18 protein-coding genes are annotated in these 17,826 nt (G+C 44.8%); 5 read left to right on the top strand and 13 right to left on the bottom strand.

The window, feature by feature from the left end; genetic code table 11:
- Positions 1 to 615: 615 nt before the first annotated feature.
- The gene (locus C7460_RS23490) at positions 616 to 876 is read right to left on the bottom strand and encodes a hypothetical protein (protein ID WP_147302891.1); all 261 of its coding nucleotides are present in this window, start codon (positions 874 to 876) and stop codon (positions 616 to 618) included.
- Positions 877 to 1,287: 411 nt separating this feature from the next.
- On the opposite strand from C7460_RS23490, the gene C7460_RS08105 reads away from it, so the two are divergent.
- Together C7460_RS08105 and C7460_RS08100 are read left to right on the top strand one after the other, a co-directional pair.
- Entirely contained in the window at positions 1,288 to 3,894 is a 2,607-nt protein-coding gene (locus tag C7460_RS08105) for an outer membrane protein assembly factor BamD (RefSeq protein ID WP_115867584.1), read from the top strand.
- A 24-nt stretch (positions 3,895 to 3,918) separates the two neighbouring features.
- The gene (locus C7460_RS08100; protein WP_115867583.1) at positions 3,919 to 4,170 is read left to right on the top strand and encodes a hypothetical protein; all 252 of its coding nucleotides are present in this window, start codon (positions 3,919 to 3,921) and stop codon (positions 4,168 to 4,170) included.
- Here the strand turns inward: C7460_RS08100 and coaE are convergent.
- From coaE to C7460_RS08065, 7 genes are all read right to left on the bottom strand, one after another.
- Entirely contained in the window at positions 4,150 to 4,758 is a 609-nt protein-coding gene (gene coaE / locus C7460_RS08095; RefSeq protein WP_115867582.1) for a dephospho-CoA kinase, read from the bottom strand. The genes C7460_RS08100 and coaE overlap by 21 nt on opposite strands.
- Positions 4,748 to 5,674, bottom strand: coding sequence for a YbbR-like domain-containing protein (locus C7460_RS08090; protein WP_147302890.1), 927 nt, complete (start codon positions 5,672 to 5,674; stop codon positions 4,748 to 4,750). The genes coaE and C7460_RS08090 overlap by 11 nt, the downstream gene beginning before the upstream one ends.
- A 22-nt stretch (positions 5,675 to 5,696) precedes the next feature.
- Positions 5,697 to 6,008 carry a preprotein translocase subunit YajC gene (gene yajC / locus C7460_RS08085; protein ID WP_115867580.1) on the bottom strand — a complete coding sequence of 104 codons (312 nt, stop codon included), beginning with the start codon at positions 6,006 to 6,008 and terminating at the stop codon, positions 5,697 to 5,699.
- Positions 6,009 to 6,026: 18 nt separating this feature from the next.
- On the bottom strand, positions 6,027 to 6,545 hold the full coding sequence (locus tag C7460_RS08080) for a DUF1573 domain-containing protein (protein ID WP_115867599.1): 519 nt from the start codon (positions 6,543 to 6,545) through the stop codon (positions 6,027 to 6,029).
- A gap of 117 nt (positions 6,546 to 6,662) precedes the next feature.
- Complete coding sequence (locus C7460_RS08075; protein ID WP_115867579.1) at positions 6,663 to 6,959, bottom strand: YtxH domain-containing protein; 297 nt, start codon at positions 6,957 to 6,959, stop codon at positions 6,663 to 6,665.
- 11 nt (positions 6,960 to 6,970) lie between these two features.
- Complete coding sequence (nusB, locus tag C7460_RS08070; protein ID WP_115867578.1) at positions 6,971 to 8,146, bottom strand: transcription antitermination factor NusB; 1,176 nt, start codon at positions 8,144 to 8,146, stop codon at positions 6,971 to 6,973.
- Between the two features lie 19 nt (positions 8,147 to 8,165).
- Positions 8,166 to 9,263, bottom strand: a complete 1,098-nt coding sequence (locus C7460_RS08065) for a Glu/Leu/Phe/Val dehydrogenase dimerization domain-containing protein (protein WP_115867577.1) — start codon at positions 9,261 to 9,263, stop codon at positions 8,166 to 8,168.
- 111 nt (positions 9,264 to 9,374) lie between these two features.
- Between C7460_RS08065 and C7460_RS08060 the strand changes: the two genes are divergently transcribed.
- Positions 9,375 to 11,168, top strand: coding sequence for an ABC transporter ATP-binding protein (locus C7460_RS08060; RefSeq protein WP_115867576.1), 1,794 nt, complete (start codon positions 9,375 to 9,377; stop codon positions 11,166 to 11,168).
- A gap of 1 nt (position 11,169) precedes the next feature.
- Here C7460_RS08060 and C7460_RS08055 read toward each other — a convergent pair whose 3' ends face one another.
- The 3 genes from C7460_RS08055 to truA are packed head-to-tail and all read right to left on the bottom strand — an operon-like array spanning position 11,170 to position 14,230.
- Positions 11,170 to 11,709 (bottom strand): hypothetical protein, encoded by a 540-nt coding sequence (locus C7460_RS08055; RefSeq protein WP_115867575.1) that lies wholly within the window; start codon positions 11,707 to 11,709, stop codon positions 11,170 to 11,172.
- Positions 11,706 to 13,442 carry an ABC transporter ATP-binding protein gene (locus tag C7460_RS08050; protein WP_115867598.1) on the bottom strand — a complete coding sequence of 579 codons (1,737 nt, stop codon included), beginning with the start codon at positions 13,440 to 13,442 and terminating at the stop codon, positions 11,706 to 11,708. Before C7460_RS08050 ends, C7460_RS08055 begins: the two co-directional genes overlap by 4 nt.
- Before the next feature lie 38 nt (positions 13,443 to 13,480).
- Positions 13,481 to 14,230, bottom strand: a complete 750-nt coding sequence (truA, locus tag C7460_RS08045) for a tRNA pseudouridine(38-40) synthase TruA (protein ID WP_115867597.1) — start codon at positions 14,228 to 14,230, stop codon at positions 13,481 to 13,483.
- Between the two features lie 120 nt (positions 14,231 to 14,350).
- On the opposite strand from truA, the gene C7460_RS08040 reads away from it, so the two are divergent.
- Positions 14,351 to 14,839, top strand: a complete 489-nt coding sequence (locus C7460_RS08040; RefSeq protein ID WP_170147932.1) for a DUF4293 domain-containing protein — start codon at positions 14,351 to 14,353, stop codon at positions 14,837 to 14,839.
- On the opposite strand, the gene C7460_RS08035 is transcribed toward C7460_RS08040, so the two are convergent.
- Positions 14,832 to 15,167, bottom strand: a complete 336-nt coding sequence (locus C7460_RS08035) for a type II toxin-antitoxin system PemK/MazF family toxin (protein ID WP_115867573.1) — start codon at positions 15,165 to 15,167, stop codon at positions 14,832 to 14,834. The two genes, C7460_RS08040 and C7460_RS08035, sit on opposite strands and share 8 nt — an antisense overlap.
- Positions 15,168 to 15,175: 8 nt before the next feature.
- Positions 15,176 to 15,412, bottom strand: a complete 237-nt coding sequence (locus C7460_RS08030; RefSeq protein WP_115867572.1) for a hypothetical protein — start codon at positions 15,410 to 15,412, stop codon at positions 15,176 to 15,178.
- Between the two features lie 192 nt (positions 15,413 to 15,604).
- Here C7460_RS08030 and htpG point away from each other — a divergent pair, with 192 nt between their 5' ends.
- Complete coding sequence (gene htpG / locus C7460_RS08025; protein ID WP_115867571.1) at positions 15,605 to 17,497, top strand: molecular chaperone HtpG; 1,893 nt, start codon at positions 15,605 to 15,607, stop codon at positions 17,495 to 17,497.
- The last annotated feature ends 329 nt before the right edge of the window (positions 17,498 to 17,826 follow it).

The raw sequence follows: 17,826 nt of genomic DNA, 5'->3' as shown, positions 1-17,826 counted from the left end.
CAGATAATGGTCGGGATTTTTTTATCCCTTCCTGAAAACAAACACTCCAAAATACACACTCGTGTGGGTTCGATCGGTACGCCGACCCGGCCCCTCCTTAGGCACTAATCCCGATCAGATAATGGTCGGGATTTTTTTATTCCTTCCTGAAAACAATCGCTCTAAAATACATGCTCGTGTGGGTTCGATCGGTACGCCGACCCGGTCCCTACTTACACACTAATCCCGATCAGATAATGGTCGGGATTTTTTTATTCCTTCCTGAAAACAATCGCTCTAAATTACATGCTCGTGTGGGTTCGATCGGTACGCCGACCCGGTCCCTACTTACACACTAATCCCGATCAGATAATGGTCGGGATTTTTTTATTCCTTCCTGAAAACAATCGCTCTAAATTACATGCTCGTGTGGGTTCGATCGGTACGCCGACCCGGTCCCTACTTACACACTAATCCCGATCAGATAATGGTCGGGATTTTTTTATTCCTTCCTGAAAACAATCGCTCTAAAATACATGCCGTGTGGGTTCGATCGGTACGCCGACCCGGTCCCTACTTACACACTAATCCCGATCAGATAATGGTCGGGAGAGCAGGCGTTCGTGCGGAAGGTTTCTATTCTGATAGGCCGATAGTTGAGCTAATGCGGAAGATGGCTGCGTTCATACGCAAGGTCTCCGCGTTCACATGGACGGCAATTGCGTTCATGCGGAAGGTTTCTGCGTTGATGTGGGGGATAGCTACGTTCATAGGGTGAACAACTGTGTTAGGGCGGACGATAGCTGCGTTCATGCGCAAGGTCTCCGCGTTCACACGGACGATAATTGCGCTAATGCGGAAGGTTTCTGCGTTGATGTGGGGGATAGCTGCGTTCATAGGGTGAACACCTGCGTTAGGACGGACGGTGGCTGCGTTCACACGGAAGATAGCTGCAACTGGAAAAATTTTCACGAAAGTATCCTCCAGACCTGTTCTAAGTTTAAATACCAGAGCACACCAATAAAAAAGGGGCAAGTAAACTTGCCCCTTATTAAGATCGACCCATAACTGGTTGGGTTCGAATCTTGCGACCTGGACAAGCCAGGTCAATCACCGCCTAAAATTTACTCGCCTTTGCGAATTGTTCTGTAAATGTATGCATGCCTAACAACACTCCTATCATGAAATCGTCTGGCAGGAATATTCATGTTTGAGCAGGAAAAATCACCACATCAATAGTTAAGGCTTGTGCGTTACCCCAAAGAGATATTTTTGTTTTTAATTTGCGACCTTCCCAATGTGCTGAAAATGAGTCTGAGGTATTACATCATAGCATTTCTTATTGTGATTAGCGAAGTGGCAACTGCTGCGGGAATATTCAACAGAATCCAGCGAGCAATTGACAAAAATGACCTGGAGAAAGCAGAAAAACTCGCTCGCAAATCACTGGATAAAGACCCGATCAACCCTGGAGCGAAGTTCTACCTTTCAGTGCTTTTTTTACAAGAATCGTATGCTAAACATAATGTAGACTCGGCCAGGATATACATCAACGAAGCAATAGCAGATTTTGAGCGGGTAGACCCCAAAACGATTGACAAGCTCATTAAGTCCGACCTGTTTTTGAGTCACTTTAGGGATCAAAAAGCACGCGTAGCTCAGGCTGGTTTTGAAGGCGCCATTCAACAAATGTCAGTTGATGCTTTCAAGCGATTTCTAACGCTTTACCCTGAAGCCAAAGAAACTGGACGAGCCACCTACCTACGTGATAGTTTGGCATATCACAATGCCCAAATCACAAACACCTGGCAATCTTACAAGGCCTACATAGATGAATATCCAGAGTCTGTATTTTCATCTGAAGCACAAGACCTTTATCATAAACTATTGTTTCGTGACAAAACAAATGACGACCGCCTCAGCAGCTATGTGAAGTTTTTGGAAGAACACCCAAACACTCCATTTCGAAATGAGGCTGAAAAAGTAATACTGTACAGAAGCACCATCCTCAACCGCCGGGCTGACTACCTGGAGTTTATCTCTTCCTATCCCAAAAGCCACATGGTCCGGCAGGCAGCCAATCACCTTTACACGCTTTCGACGACCAAAAATGAGTTCGCTCAGGTACTGGGACTCCATCCCCAACCAGACTCCCTGGAGCACATTTGGACACTTGAACAAGACACACTTCTGCCTGTAATGAACGAGGGCAAGTTTGGGTTTATAACCCTCCAGGCACAGCAATCTATTCCCTTCGAATACACTACCATCGACCCCAGCCTGATCTGCGGAAACGTACAGCTTCCACTCTTGCACGTACAAAAAGGCAACCAGTGGAAAGTCATCAACCGGGCAAACCTGACCGTTTTGGAAGATGTAGACCGCCTACAGCAAATCACGAATGACATATATCTTGTCAGGCATCCAAACAGTGCAAAGCTCTTTCATAGAGGCGGGTGGAACTTGCTCTCTGATCAGGTAGAACAAGCCAAGCCCATAGCCAACCGCTGGATAGCGTACCAAAAAGGATACAAATGGGGACTAGTCACACCTATGGGTTACATTCTCCAAACTGCCGAATATGACGACATCCTTACCGTGGGACCTTTTATACTTCTGGAAAAAGATGGACGCTATGCCGCTACGACCGTGGATGAACTGGGACAAGAAAGAAGTCCGAAATTAAGCTTCCTTTATGATGACTATGAATGGATCCGCCCAAACAAACTCCAACTCTTTGCAGGAGATCATGAAGCACTAATAGACGATGAGCTGAACGAACTCGTGCCACTTGCAGCTCATGAAATATACGTCAATGATAAGTTTTGGTACATCAAAAGTGATGCTGGCTACCAAATCATAGACGAGCAAAACCAGGACATTGTAGATCAGCGCTTCGACTACCTTGAGGTAAACGAAGGATGGATGACTTTTGAGAAACCAGATGAGTGGCTGCTCATCTCCCGACAAAGCGCGACCATTCTGGCCATGAATGGGCTAGACTCTGCCAGGCTTCTGGATAGGCATGCGGCATATATCCAAAAATCCGACACGGTACAGCTTGTATTTCAAAACCGCACCACTATAAGCCTTTCCGAAAACGACGAAATACGACTCATAAACCGCAAAAAAGAAGACCGTAACTCGCTAGCGGCATATGTAATGATCCAAAGCGATGATGAATCTCGAATCTACGATAAGAACGGCAATTTAAGCGTTAGAGGTACTTTCGATGAGGTTACTCTACTTCGCGATTCACTTTTCAGAGTAAAGCGGGGAAATAAAGCAGGACTGGTCACCACCAATGGAGAAGACATACTTTCTGCTGATTATGACATGCTAGACGAAGAAAATGGCATGGTCTTTTTACTTCGTGATGGCAAGATAGGTTGCCTGGACCTGGACTCCGGGGTGTTTTTACCAAACCAGTACGAAACCCGCATTGAAAGATTTGGCACTCATTATCAAATCGGGCTTGAAGGCAAAACGGGTATAGTAAACAAAGCCAATGAAGAAGTGCTACCAGCAGCATATGATGAGCTTATAGCGTGGGGCGACTCCACCTGCTGGGCAAGGCAGGAGTCTACCTGGCAACTCATTACCTACAATCAGGAAGTGCTGGTAGATGAAATCCAAATGGTCCGGGTATGGTTTAATTCAGATGGTGAACAAATCGCTCTCGTTCGTGGGCCAGAAGGGTATGGAGTTTTCGCCAGTCTGCAAGGCCAACTACTGGAGATGCAGTACAATGACATAGTAAATCTGGGCACCCAATCTACCCCTATCTATTTTGCTGAAGAACATGTAAAAACAGCCGACTTCTTCGTGGTTACCTACTTTGACAAATCCGGTGCCCCCATAAAATCACAAGCATTTCGCCCTGAAGAATATGACCTGATCTACTGCGATCATTGAGTTTTCTTTGCTAACTTTTCAGTCATGACCATCAAGCGGTTTTTGGCACTTTCTATGCCCGAGCGGGCACGTTGGCTCTACTTTAACGGCCAACTGATCACGTCTATTCGCTACTACAGACATAAAGTAAACCTGTACCTGATCGAAAAAATGTATGTAGAGGTTTTTTACAATCATCTGGAAGACCGTGTAGACCAAATCGAGCCTCTGGACACTCGCTCTAAACGAATGAATTTCTACGCTGACCAGATTCAGCTACCTACCAATCTGATCTAGTATTTGCTGATGGATCTCCAGTACCTGAGGAATGACCAGCACCTCACCTGAATTGTCCACCACAAAATCTGCTCTGGAGGTTTTCTCTTGCTGAGGTAGCTGCCGATCGATGATGTTTTTGACATCCTCTTCGGTTCGGTGCGCATCTCTATCTAACACCCGCTGTATACGGATGTCTTCGGGAGCGGCCACGACAATCACCGCATCCAGCTCCTGATACGTTCCATTTTCGATAAGCAATGCAGCCTCTTTCAGCACATAGGGAGTGCTTTGCACTTTGGCCCACTGCTGAAAATCCTTCCCTACGGCGGGGTGCACAATGGCATTTAATTTTTCCAAAAGTGACGGATTGCCAAACACCTGCCCACCTACATAAGTCCTATTGAGCATACCATCTTGTTGGTAGGCAGTCGGGCCTAAAAGCTCTACAATATTTGCCTTAAGGCCCTCATCACGATTCATTAGAAATTTTGCTCGCGTGTCAGCGTCATATATGGGGACACCCAACACAGAAAAGATGTTGGCTACAATACTTTTACCAGCCCCAATACCTCCTGTGATGCCTACCTGCAGCGATTTACTGCTCATAGGTGACAGGGATGTTTTCAGGGATAACTTCTATCTCTATGGCCGGATCAGGACTGTAAACCAAAATGGCTAAGACACTATTGGTGCGCTCGTCGAGCATGTTGTAATCTGCGGTGACCACAAAATCATCTTCTGTGAAATCTTTCTTGTTTTCTTCCGATACGGTATAAAAAACCTGAACAGTACTTCTGGAAAGGTACGCTGAAGAATCTGCAGGGAAGTTTTGAGGCTCTATTGGAATCTCTATACTTTGGCGTTCAAATTTCTCTACACCAAATCGCACCCTCACTTTTTCAGGAATACTCAGAGAAAGGTCTGGCTCCGGAAGATTTACTGATACATCTCTACGGTAGTCATTGCTTATCCCGCGAGTGACGATATCCAGGCTATAGGTGCTTCCCAGGGTATCTATAAAGCTCTTAGGCCCTACCAGCAAAACAGTATCTGGTTCCACCTGTATCGGCGTAGTGATTCGGTGGTTTTCTGCCAGGTCCACCCCCAAGGAGTCTACCTTAAGCACCACACGTTTTTGTTTTTTTGCCTCTATGTCTATGTATACTGTATCTGTAGCGAGGTAATTGATCTTTAGCTCGCTTAGCTGATCAGAGACTATGGGCAATAAGGAATTTCGGGTGTAATAACCAATCTCTGTGGGATTGTCGAGACTGATCTGGATAGGTGTCACGTTAAACCAAAAGGTCTTCCTCAGGAGGTTCCATCCTCCACTGGACACATCTATGTCCAGGGTAGCGGCCAGTGGCTGCATGACTACCACGCTATCTCTATCGAAAAGAAACTCTACCGGATAGCTGATGCGAGCTTCGTAGTTTTTATTGAGTGCATTAAAAAACCAGAAGGTAGTCGCTCCGATAACGGAGAGCAAGACTACCTTCCAATTGTTGAATATTCTCTGCACGTATGATTGTTTTATACGAGTGTTATTCTGTAAGTCGCTTGCTGGCATCCAGCGAGACAGAGGATTTCTCAATGGTGAGTTTGCTTCCTCGGTCTACATCCAGAGTCAGAGTAGTGTCTTCCACGGCTACTACTTTGCCATGGATACCACCTACGGTCACTACCTGATCCCCTTTTTTGATTTCTTCGATAAACTTCTTCTGGTCCTTTTGCTTTTTCTGCTGAGGCCTGATGAAGAAGAAATAGAAAATTGCAATCATGCCAGCGAGCATGATAAACTGCGTGTAGTTGCCTGCTCCGCCACTACCAGCTTGCAGTAATAATGATTTGATCATTTGTCTAGTTTACTTGATTTATGACGGATTATCCGCCTTTTGTACGTTCGCTTTGATTTTGAGTCGATTCACTTTAGGGTATGTGTTCGCCGTGATGGTCACCGTTTTGTTTTGGATACCTGGCTTGCCTTTACTGTCAAATCTCACCTTTATCTCTCCTTCTTCACCTACACCGATGGGTTCTTTTGGCCATACTGGCACAGTACATCCACAAGAAGCTGTGGCAGAGGAGATGATCAAAGGTGCTTCTCCCGTGTTTTTGAACTTAAAAATTTTCTCTACTACATCGCCTTCTTTGATTTCGCCAAAATCGTGAGACTCCTCGGGGAATTCAAACGAAGGAAGTGGACCATCAGGTTTTACTTCTGGCTCTTCTTTTGCAGCAGAAAGGTTAGGTGATGCCGGGCTGTTTTTAGACTCAAGCTCAGCTACTTTTCCTTCCAGTTTCGCGATTCGTGATTCCAATTCTTTGTTGGAGCAGCTAAATGCTACGGCCGCTACCAACACCATTATCAAAAGGTTGACTTTCGTTTTCATTGTGTGTTTGTTTTTAATCAAAAAGATCACATGGTTTTTATTGCTAGTCACAAACATACAAAAGCTCATTCGAAAAGCCTGTGTATGAGTTCCTAACGAAATGTTAACTAATGACGATTACTTGGTCTTAATCTGATCGATCAGGCCATTCACATCATCCAACAATTTCTCTGCTTTGACTTTAGCGTCTTTTACGATTTTTTCCCCTTCAGATTTCGCCTCATTTTCCACCATGTCCGCACCTTCTACCAGGTCATCTACGATTTCTTCTAAACGCTTACGGTACTTATCCAGGCGGTAAGTGAGTTTATCTCGGGTGTTTGTGCCCTTGTCTGGCGCAAAAAGAATACCTAGCACTCCGCCAGTGATTGCTCCAAACAAAAACGCAAAAAATGAATTTCCCTTGCTACTCATAGATCTTAGGTTTATTTATTGTCAATTAGGCCCCTGCCACTTTTTCTTATAACGCCATCCGAAGTTAGTTCGTTTGCCAGTACATCCAAAATACCGTTTACAAATTGTTTGCTTTTTGGTGTACTGTAGAGCTTAGAAATCTCTATAAACTCATTGATGGTCACCTTTACAGGTATGCTATGAAACTGCATCATTTCTGTAATGGCCATCTTCAGGATGATGCGGTCTGTAAGTGCCACCCTGGAGATGTCCCAGTTCTTCACTTTCTTCTCTATCAGCTCATCTAGCTCCGTACTCTTGTGCAATGTATCCTTAAAAAGCACTTCGAAAAACTCCAGGTCTTCCTCTTCGTTCTGACTGACTTTTTTCAGCTCATATGGAGGGTCTAGCTCCTGTTCGTAATCCTGAAAAGTTTTAGCTACGAGGCTCCTTAGGATTGGTTTGTTTTCTGACCAATGCAGATCACTCTCTGACAAAAACTCACTGATGCTTTCGTTTTTGAAAATGATCTTTTTGAATAGGTGAAGAATTGCTGCCTTGTGTTCTTCCAGGGTAGGCTCTTCCTTGTCTTCGTAGGCAATTAGCTCTTCGTCTTTTTTGAAGATCTCTTTGTACCAGGTTTTGAGCTGATCAAATTCATCACTCCACGATATTTTGTGGTCGATGAGTTGCTTACTAAAGGCCTCGTGTTTGGTGAGGTCATCCACTAGCGGGCTTTTCATAAAGTTCCACCTCCACTTGCTTTCCTTATGGATGTAGGCCTTCTCCTTTTTGTCTTTCTCCTGTTTCTCTATATGCGCCAGCTCTACGGGTAGTGCCAACAATTTGAGATACAGCTTATGAATGCCCTCTATATCGTTCATCATGGCACTTTGAATAGTGCGCTCTTCCGAACGAAGCTCGTCATAATAATCCCGAATGGCACGATCCACGGCATTGAGGATTTCGGTATCAACACCTTCATCCTTTTGCACAGATCGAGCCTGCAGGTTTTCGTTAAACAAGCGTGCGGCCAGCTCTCGGCGAGCTTTGAACTTGTCCGCTTCAGCAAAGTCATCCTTTGCAGGATCAGGATAAAACTGACTTTCCAGCTTTTCTCTGATCACGTCTTTCAATGATTCCTGTGTCGTGAAATAACTATACAATGCCTGCATGGCTTTGACACGAAGAATCCTACGATTGAGCATATTATCTTATTTAAATTTTTTAGTAAGCAAGTTTCACCTTACCCACGTCATTGATCCTGTTGAGTGCAAGCTGCAATGCCGCCTCATGCGTAGTAGTATGATGGTCGTCTGCATACTGAAGGACCTCCTGGCACACTTCGTAGATGCGTTCGGTTTGCTCATATACCCGCTGGCGGTTATAGTTGCCCTGCTGCTCATAGTAGACATTGGTGATGCCTCCCGAGTTGATCAAAAAGTCCGGAGCATAAATAATGCCGCGTTCTTTTAACATTTTGGCGTGGGTGATTTCTTCATCTAACTGATTGTTAGCCGCACCGGCTACAATCGCACATTTTAATTGAGGTATGGTTTGGTCGTTGAGCGTAGCTCCCAGTGCACATGGTGCGTAGATATCCATATCCATGGCATACAGATTATCAGCATCTACGATGGTCACATCAAACTTTTCTTTTACTGCAGCCAGTTTGTCTTCAAAGATGTCCGAAACAAACACCTTAGCTCCTTCCTTGACCAGCTGCTCTATCAGGTAAGTTCCCACGTGACCTGCACCTTGCACTACTACCTTTTTGCCCTCCAGGCTATCGGAGCCCCATGCTTTCTTTGCACTGGCTTTCATACCTATGTACACACCATATGCGGTGACAGGGCTAGGGTCTCCAGATCCTCCCATACTTTCTGGAATACCGGTTACGTAAGGAGTCTCCATGTTTACGTACTCCATATCTCGAGCATTCATATTTACATCTTCGGCCGTCCAGTACTTGCCATTTAGGCTATGTACAAACTTGCCAAAGCGTCTCATGAGTGCTTCATTTTTAATTTTTTTAGCATCACCAATGATCACTGCCTTTCCTCCCCCAATGTTTAATCCTGCAATGGCATTTTTGAAGGTCATCCCTCTGGAGAGTCGGAGCACATCTTTTACGGCTTCTTCTTCCGACTGGTAATTCCACATGCGTGTGCCGCCCATGGCAGGGCCCAGCACGGTATTGTGCACGGCAATGATCGCTTTCAGACCGATAGCCTCGTCATGGCAAAACACAAGCTGCTCATGCTCAAGATCTGCCATCGCACTAAAAATTTCACTGTTTTTTACTTTGGGTAGGGTGTCTATCATTGTTGTTGTTATTAGCTAGTTTTGCGCTCAGGATGCCCTGAATGCAAAGGGGCTCAAAATTAGTCGTTTTCTACTAAATAACCATTTGGCGGACTCTCCGTTTTAACCTTTGTGAAAGACTTAGCGCACCTCAACAAATACTTCGGCAAGTATAAATGGCATTTGATTCTTGGGACAATATTTATCATTATCTCCAATTTCTTTGGCATAGTCCCGGCTGTAATAGTAAGATATTCGTTTGACCTGCTGCAACGCAGCTATGATATTTTTAAAGCTTTTAGTGGTTTTGAACTCCAATCCACCACGTATGAGCTGTTTGCTTCGAGCATTTTTATTCTCGGGCTACTGATTCTCATCTCTGCTTTGCTCAAAGGTGTTTTCATGTTTTTTATGCGCCAGACGATCATTGTGATGTCACGCCATATCGAGTATGACCTCAAAAACGAAATCTATGAACACTATCAGACTTTGCCACTGAGCTTCTACCGAAGAAATAATACAGGTGATCTGATGGCGCGTATCTCTGAGGACGTGAGCAAAGTACGGATGTATGTAGGGCCGGCTATCATGTACGGCATCAACATGTTTACGCTCTTTGTGATGGTGATTCCGTTTATGTTTTCGATCAACCCAGAACTCACCCTGTATTCGTTAATTCCACTTCCGCTGCTCTCAATCAGTATTTATTTTGTAAATAATATCATCAATAAGCGGTCTGAAGAGATTCAGGGAAGCCTCTCTAACCTATCCACCTTTGTGCAGGAGTCCTTTTCTGGCATACGTGTGATCAAGGCTTTTGTACGTGAAGATGATATCGACCGGGAGTTTGATGCCGCCAGCGAAGACTACAAGCACAAGTCGCTTCGGTTGGCATTTGTACAGGCTTTGTTTTTCCCGTTGATCATGGGGCTGATCGGTCTCAGTGTGATTTTCACGGTATATATAGGTTCGGTAGAGGTTTTTGAAGGAGCCATTAGCACAGGGGTGATTGCGGAGTTTATCATCTATGTAAACATGCTCACCTGGCCGGTGACTTCTCTAGGGTGGATCACCAGTATCATTCAGCGAGCAGCTGCTTCTCAAAAGCGCATCAATGAATTTTTGCAGACCAAAAGTGAAATCGTATCTACTCATAACCTGGAGGCTGACATCAAAGGTCATATTCAGTTTCAAGAAGTGTCCTTTACCTATCCTGACTCAGGGATTGAGGCCTTGAAAAACGTGTCCTTTGAGGTAAAACCAGGGGAATCCATAGCGATCATAGGCACCACAGGATCTGGAAAGAGCACCATTGCTAACCTGATTTGCCGCATGTATGACACCAGTGCAGGCGAGCTCAAAATTGATGAGCAGGACATCAAAAAATACAGTCTGGATACGGTGAGAAGCCAAATAGGCTATGTACCGCAGGATGTTTTCCTTTTTAGTGATACCATCAGTGAAAATATCGCCTTTGGTCTGGACAGTATGGAGTTTGATGATGTGAAGAAAGCGGCTGATGATGCTGACCTGTTGGAAAACATAGACCGGTTCCCGAATGGCTTTGATACTCGTGTTGGTGAGCGCGGCATTACACTATCTGGTGGCCAGAAGCAGCGCGTATCCATAGCTCGGGCCATAGCTCGGGAGCCTAAAATTCTCATACTGGATGATGCTCTTTCGGCAGTGGATACCAAAACTGAAAACGCGATTTTGAGTGCCATGGCACGCATCATGAAAGGGCGTACTTCGGTAATCATCTCACACCGGGTATCATCGGCCAAGCTTGCCGACAAGGTGATCATGCTGGATGACGGCAGAGTGCTGGAAAGTGGCACGCATGACGAGCTGATCGCAGCAAATGGCGCTTACAAAGAGCTACACGACAAGCAGCTACAGGGGGAAGGCGAAGAAACGATAGTTTAGACTACTCCACCCAGCCCTCAACGCTCAACGAATTATCCAGGTAGCGCAATTCATAAAAATAGTCTCGCAATTGGTATCCATCAGCCGAAGCTTTATCACGGATCATCGCCTCTATGGTGTGAGGTCTGGGCTGCACTAGTACATGCATGCTCAGAAACACTGCAAAGCGTTCTTTGGAACTAAACTCGCGCACCTCAAACCCAGTAGGTACTTCAGCCATCTCAGTGGACAGTGTAATCCCTACAAACTGATGTAAGTGATTTTGCGCGAGCGTATCTGACTGGAAGGTAATGCGTGTCAGGGTGCCTTCTACATCTCCATTTTCAAGCATCTCCCGGCATTTTCGGCCAAAGTCCACTGGCGCTTCATCCGTATAGTGACTATAAAAAGATCTACCGATCACAGTCCGCTCTACTGGCTCCATTTGGTACACATGTACCTCTTCAAACCCTCCGAGCAAGGCATAAACGCTGGTGATGATGATTCCCACAAAAACGATGATCAGAGTGATATACACCCCACGTGTACGGCTGATGTTCATGATGTAGCTACCTCTTTGTATTGCATTTGGTGAAGTTGGGCATAAAAGCCATCTAATTCAAGTAGGTCATCATGCGTACCTTCTTCTTTGATTTCTCCTTTGTCCAATACCAATATTTTGTCTGCATTCTGGATAGTAGAAAGCCGGTGTGCAATGACGATAGACGTTCGGCCTTTCATCAGTTTTTGGATGGCCTCCTGGATCAGCTCCTCGGTCTCAGTATCCACCGAACTGGTGGCTTCATCCAAAATGATGATTTTGGGATCGTATACCATGGCTCGCACAAAAGAGATCAGCTGGCGCTGCCCTACAGACAAAGTGGCACCTCGCTCCATTACATTGTACTCAAACCCTCCGGGTAGCCGTTCGATAAAACTTCGTGCACCCACAAGCTCAGCGGCTTCTTTCACCTTTTCGAGTGTGATGCTCGGATTTCGCAAAGTTATGTTATTGTAAATAGTATCGCTAAATAGAAATACATCCTGCAGCACCACGGCAATATGATCCCGTAGATTGGCCAGCTTAAACTGGTCTATTGACGCTCCATCGATCTGAATGGTCCCTTTGTTGATTTCATAAAACCTGGTGAGCAGGTTGATTACAGAGGATTTACCGGCACCTGTAGCGCCCACCAGCGCCAGAGACTCCCCTTTTTGCACTTCAAAGTTGATGTCTTTGAGCACCCAGTCTTCGTCATTGTAGGCAAACCAAACGTTTTCAAACTTCACTGCCCCTTCGATGGATGCTGGTGCATAGTCACCTTCATCCGGGATATGCTCGTCACTATCCATTAGGTCCAGGATGCGATTGGATGCCACTATCCCCATCTGAAGTGTATTAAACCTATCGGCAATCATGCGAATAGGTCTAAAAAACATCTGAATATACATGATAAAGGCAATGAGCACCCCGAGCGTAAGCTGCTCCTGAATCACACTGCCTGCACCATACCAAATGATTAGCCCTATGCCTCCCGCCTGAATGATTTCCGCTACCGGAAAATAGGTAGCATAGTAGAACACCGCTCGAATATTGGCCGTGCGGTGCTCTTTGTTGATTTCCTTAAACTTGGCATATTCTCTTTTCTCCGCATTGAAAATCTGCACAATACTCATGCCTGTGATATGCTCCTGCACGAAAGAGTTGAGGTTAGACACTGCCGTACGCACTTCATTGAAAGAGACCTTTACCTTCTCTTTAAAGACGTATGTGGCAAAAAGCAAAATGGGAAGAAGTGCCAAACTGACAAGGGTGAGTTTCCAGCTCAGCGCAAACATAAACCCAAGAATGACGAGCAGCTGTAATATATCTGCAATGATGCCTGCAATACCGGTACTAAAAACCTCTGAAAGGGTCTCTATATCTGATACATTTCGAGTGACCAGCCTACCGATGGGAGTGTTGTCAAAAAACTTGAGCCGCAGATTTTGAATATGACGAAAGAGCTTTACACGAATGTCTTTGATGATGTGCTGCCCCAGCCAGCCAGACATAAACGTATGAAAATACTGCACCACGGCCTGCACTACTAGCAGCACCAGGAGGATAACAATCCAAAAAACCAAGCCATTGTAATCTCCAAAAGCAACTTCATTGTCTATGGTGTGCTGTATGAGCTTTGGCCGCAAGGGCACCAATACTGCTAATGCGATGGTAAGAAAAACCACCAGATAAAATTGCTTGATATAAGGTTTGGCAAAAACAAACAGCCTCCTAAGGATCTGCATGTCCATGATGTTGCCACTAATCTTTTTTTCTTTCTCCAAGGTGCTTAGGTGTCTAAGTATACAGATTTTGGATACAGTACTTCGGTGAGATACAATCCTTCGGGAGGTGCCGCGCGACCCACATTGGAACGCACTCCGCTTTTCAGGGCATCTTCAAATGCCTCCAGCGTCATCCGGCCCTGACCAATATCTAGCAGTGTGCCTACCATCGCCCTTACCATACCGCGCAAAAACCTATTGGCACTTACGGAAAAAACATAGCCTTCGTTCGTTTCTTTCCACTCAATGTGGAAGATATCGCAATCGAAATGGTTGACATCTGTGTGAACCTTACTAAACGCTTGAAAGTTTTTCCATCTTGCGATCACGCCGCAAGCGCTGGCAATAGCTTCCATGTCTAACGATCTACCAAAATGATAAGAGAGCCCTTTTCTAAATGGATCTTTGTGCTTGTGAATGTGGTAATGATACGTACGCTTCTCAGCATCAAACCGTGCATGAGCTTCTGGTTTTACAGCCATTACCTCATTGATCGCGATTTCTGGTGGAAGCAGTCCATTGAGCTTGTACTGCACATCTTCTTGTGACAGCTTCGACTCCCAGTCTACATGAGCTATTTGATGTGTGGCGTGTACACCGGTGTCCGTTCTACCGCTACCCACACACTCCATTGGCTGCTGAAAAATCACACTCAGGGCACGCTGGATCTCCTCCTGAACAGTAACAGCATTGGGCTGAATCTGCCAGCCATGAAAAGCTGTACCTCTATAGGCTATGTCCAGAAAGTATCTCATGGCCGCAAAAGTAAGTCAAAAACCAACGTCAGCTTACTACTGGTCGTTTGGAAGAATTACTTTCTTTGGATTGGCTTTGTGGATTGGTTGTCGCAATTTTGCGGACAAAATAATCGAACTATGATTCAGCGAATCCAATCTGTATTTCTTCTTTTGGTAGCATTGATAATGATTTCTATCCTGTTTTTACCCATGTGGGGAAAAGTGGACATGCAAGCTCAGGAGCTGGTAGTACTCAATGCTTTCGAACTGGTATATTCTTCTTTTGATGAAAATGGAGAAAAAACAGTAATGGCCACCAAGGAGACATTTTGGATTTCTGTACTAGCCATTTTGGCTGCTGCCGTAGCACTATTTTCAATTTTCCAATATAAAAACCGCCTGCGTCAAATACAGCTAGGTGCCCTCAATAGCCTGGTGATGGGTGGCTGCCTGGGTATGGCGTACTACTATTCTACGAAAGGTGACCAAATGCTCAACCCTACGACCATTGGCAACTTCCAGATTGGTTTTTATATCATCGCAGCGGCTTTGCTATTCAACTCTTTGGCCAACCGATTTATCAGAAAAGACGACAAACTGGTAAAAAGCGCCGATCGTATCAGATAAGGTCTAAAATGATTTTGAGGGAGTAGTTCACCTGATCTCCAATTTCCTCTGGAAGCTGTCCGAGCTTACTTATCAGCCTACGGTTATTTATGGCTCGGATTTGATCTATTACGATCCAAGAGTCATTTTCCAGTCCTGTTTCATCGCAAGGCGGTACATGAATCTTCGTGATCTTCGAATTACTTTGCCTGGTGGTAAGTGGGCATATAATTGTGGACTCCAGAGAGTCTCCAAGCAGATCGGTTTGTATGATTAAAACTGGTCTTACTTTGCCTACTTCAGTGCCACGATGAGGATTCAAATTGGCTAACCATATTTCAAATCTCATCTACTCAATTATTTAATCCCTTCATCCGACAAGTGATCGAAATCGTCAATTATTTCACGATTTAGCTTTCTGTCGTTTTTTGCCTCCGCCTGAAGTTTCCTGGCAAGCTCATCACGTTCGATTTTGCGGTTGTAAGCCACCACAGCTTCCATTACATAGCTGGTGCGGTTCATGTTTTCGCGCTTTCGGTAGCTTTCGATCTTCTCATACACATCATCGGGTACCTTTAGACTTATCGTTTTCATGGCATCAAAGCGATTAAAGTATATTCAAATTACTCAATCTGGTATTACATTTGGTAATACCCAAAGTAATACTACAAGTATGACAGCAAAAATGAAAGAAAAGTTCTGACAAGATGGCAGAATTTAGTCTCTGGAATAGTATTTGATTTTTAGGCAGTCGAAATAAACGAGTTTTCATAATTCAACAACGATATGCAAGAGAAAGGTACTATTTCAATTCACACGGAGAATATCTTCCCGATCATCAAGAAGTTTCTCTACTCGGATCACGAGATATTTCTACGTGAGCTGGTGTCCAATGCGGTGGATGCTTCGCAAAAGATCAAGCGACTGGCCTCTTTAGGTGAGTATAAAGGTGAGCTCGGAGAGCTGATTGTGGATGTGAAGGTGGACAAAAAGAAAAAAACCATCACCATATCGGACCGTGGTATCGGGATGACTGCTGATGAGATCAAAAAATACATCAACCAGATTGCCTTCTCCGGAGCTACCGAATTCGTAGAAAAATACAAAGACAAAGGTGAAGATCAGCAGATCATCGGTCACTTTGGTCTTGGGTTCTATTCTGCCTTTATGGTAGCTAAGCATGTAGAAATACACACTTTGTCATACCAGGAAGGGGCAGAGCCTGCCATTTGGTCATGTGATGGCAACACTGAGTTTGAGATCAAGCCCGGTAAGAAAAAAGAGCGTGGTACAGACATCATACTCAAAATCGCCGATGACTCTGAGGAGTTTTTAGAAGACCACAGAATTCAAGGCATACTCGATAAATATTCTAAGTTTTTGCCAATCCCTATTCGATTCGGCGAGAAAGAAAAACAAGAAGAAGACGGAGAAGATAAAGATGGAAAGAAGAAGTGGAAGACTGTCAAGGTGGACAACATCATCAACAACCCTACACCACTTTGGACCAGGTCACCTAGCGACCTCACCGATCAGGACTACCTGGACTTCTACAAGGAGCTTTATCCATTTTCAGAGGAGCCTCTATTTTGGATCCACCTCAACGTGGACTATCCATTCAACCTCACCGGAATACTTTACTTCCCTAAGCTGAAAAAGGATTTCGAATTTCAGAAAAACAAAATACAGCTTTACAGCCGTCAGGTGTTTATCACTGATGAAGTGAAGGATATCGTGCCTGACTTCTTACAGCTACTCCATGGTGTGATCGACTCACCAGACATCCCACTTAACGTATCGCGTAGCTACTTGCAGTCTGACAGCAACGTGAAGAAAATCAATGGCTACATCACCAAAAAGGTGGCGGACAAGCTGGGAGAGCTTTTCAAAAAAGACCGCAAGGCATACGAAGAAAAGTGGAGCGACATAGGCGTGTTTGTAAAATACGGCATCATCTCAGAAGATAAATTTGAGGAGAAAGCCAAAGACTATGCTTTGCTGAAAAGCACTGAAGGCAAGTTTTACAACATAGACGAGTACAAAGCTGCTGTGGAGGCTAATCAAACCAACAAAGACAAGAGCGTGGTTTTCCTCTACACTACAGACGAGGAGCAGCAGCACGGCTATATAGAGACGGCCAAAAAACGCAGCTACAACGTGTTGGTGCTCGATGGCCCGGTAGACAGCCACTTCATCAACCATGTAGAGCAAAAGTACGAAGGAGTAACGCTCAAGCGCGTAGACTCGGACGTAATAGACAAGCTCATCGATAAAGACGAGAAGAAAGAATCTGTACTATCTGAGGACGAGCAAAACAAAGTAACCGAGGCTTTCAAAAAAGCAGTAAATGATGAGAAAAACACCATTACTGTAGAGCCAATGGCTACTGATGATCTGCCTGTAACGATCACGCTTCCAGAATTTATCCGACGTATGCGAGACATGCAGGCTACAGGCGGTGGCGGGCCAATGATGTTTGGCGAAATGCCACTCAACCTCTCTGTGGCAGTGAATGCCAACCACGCATTCACCAAGAAAATCGTGGCAGCAGAGAGTGAAGACGAGCAGGTAGCCCTGGCCAAGCAGGCATACGACTGGGCATTGCTATCTCAGGGCATGCTAAGCGGTAAGAAGCTTACAGACTTCATCAACCGTAGCGTAGAGCTGGCATCCAAGTAAAATAGCTATACACCTCCTCTGAGAAGAGGAGACACTACCAAAAAAGCACAGGCTGACGAGTCTGTGCTTTTTTTATGCTCCGCCAAGTGTAATTCGTCATTTTACAATAGATTATTCTATGAAAATAGTGATTTCAAAATAATCCATTGATTTCGGAACGACCTATTGCATTACTTCCATTCAAAGAATAGTTTACAAGGTATTACAGCTAAGACAAGTGAAAAAGTTAACCTAATTCTACTACTACTTTTTGAATAGCTAAACCCCAGATGCATGGCCTGTGTGCCATGCATTGGTTTTTTTTAATTCCCTACTGCACTTTCCTTTCT

Origin of the sequence: Marinoscillum furvescens DSM 4134 (assembly GCF_003386095.1) — a bacterium.
Taxonomy (GTDB): domain Bacteria; phylum Bacteroidota; class Bacteroidia; order Cytophagales; family Cyclobacteriaceae; genus Marinoscillum; species Marinoscillum furvescens.
The sequence above is the reverse complement of the archived record's forward strand: the minus strand, read 5'-3'. Positions and strand labels throughout refer to the sequence as shown.

Bases quoted from the DNA above. Each gene is read 5' to 3' on its own strand.
- C7460_RS23490 (WP_147302891.1), bottom strand. From the start codon at position 876: ATGAACGCAGCTATCCCCCACATCAACGCAGAAACCTTCCGCATTAGC.
- C7460_RS08105 (WP_115867584.1), top strand. From the start codon at position 1,288: ATGAGTCTGAGGTATTACATCATAGCATTTCTTATTGTGATTAGCGAA.
- C7460_RS08100 (WP_115867583.1), top strand. From the start codon at position 3,919: ATGACCATCAAGCGGTTTTTGGCACTTTCTATGCCCGAGCGGGCACGT.
- coaE (WP_115867582.1), bottom strand. From the start codon at position 4,758: ATGAGCAGTAAATCGCTGCAGGTAGGCATCACAGGAGGTATTGGGGCT.
- yajC (WP_115867580.1), bottom strand. From the start codon at position 6,008: ATGATCAAATCATTATTACTGCAAGCTGGTAGTGGCGGAGCAGGCAAC.
- C7460_RS08080 (WP_115867599.1), bottom strand. From the start codon at position 6,545: ATGAAAACGAAAGTCAACCTTTTGATAATGGTGTTGGTAGCGGCCGTA.
- C7460_RS08075 (WP_115867579.1), bottom strand. From the start codon at position 6,959: ATGAGTAGCAAGGGAAATTCATTTTTTGCGTTTTTGTTTGGAGCAATC.
- nusB (WP_115867578.1), bottom strand. From the start codon at position 8,146: ATGCTCAATCGTAGGATTCTTCGTGTCAAAGCCATGCAGGCATTGTAT.
- C7460_RS08065 (WP_115867577.1), bottom strand. From the start codon at position 9,263: ATGATAGACACCCTACCCAAAGTAAAAAACAGTGAAATTTTTAGTGCG.
- C7460_RS08055 (WP_115867575.1), bottom strand. From the start codon at position 11,709: ATGAACATCAGCCGTACACGTGGGGTGTATATCACTCTGATCATCGTT.
- C7460_RS08050 (WP_115867598.1), bottom strand. From the start codon at position 13,442: ATGGACATGCAGATCCTTAGGAGGCTGTTTGTTTTTGCCAAACCTTAT.
- truA (WP_115867597.1), bottom strand. From the start codon at position 14,230: ATGAGATACTTTCTGGACATAGCCTATAGAGGTACAGCTTTTCATGGC.
- C7460_RS08040 (WP_170147932.1), top strand. From the start codon at position 14,351: ATGATTCAGCGAATCCAATCTGTATTTCTTCTTTTGGTAGCATTGATA.
- C7460_RS08035 (WP_115867573.1), bottom strand. From the start codon at position 15,167: ATGAGATTTGAAATATGGTTAGCCAATTTGAATCCTCATCGTGGCACT.
- C7460_RS08030 (WP_115867572.1), bottom strand. From the start codon at position 15,412: ATGAAAACGATAAGTCTAAAGGTACCCGATGATGTGTATGAGAAGATC.
- htpG (WP_115867571.1), top strand. From the start codon at position 15,605: ATGCAAGAGAAAGGTACTATTTCAATTCACACGGAGAATATCTTCCCG.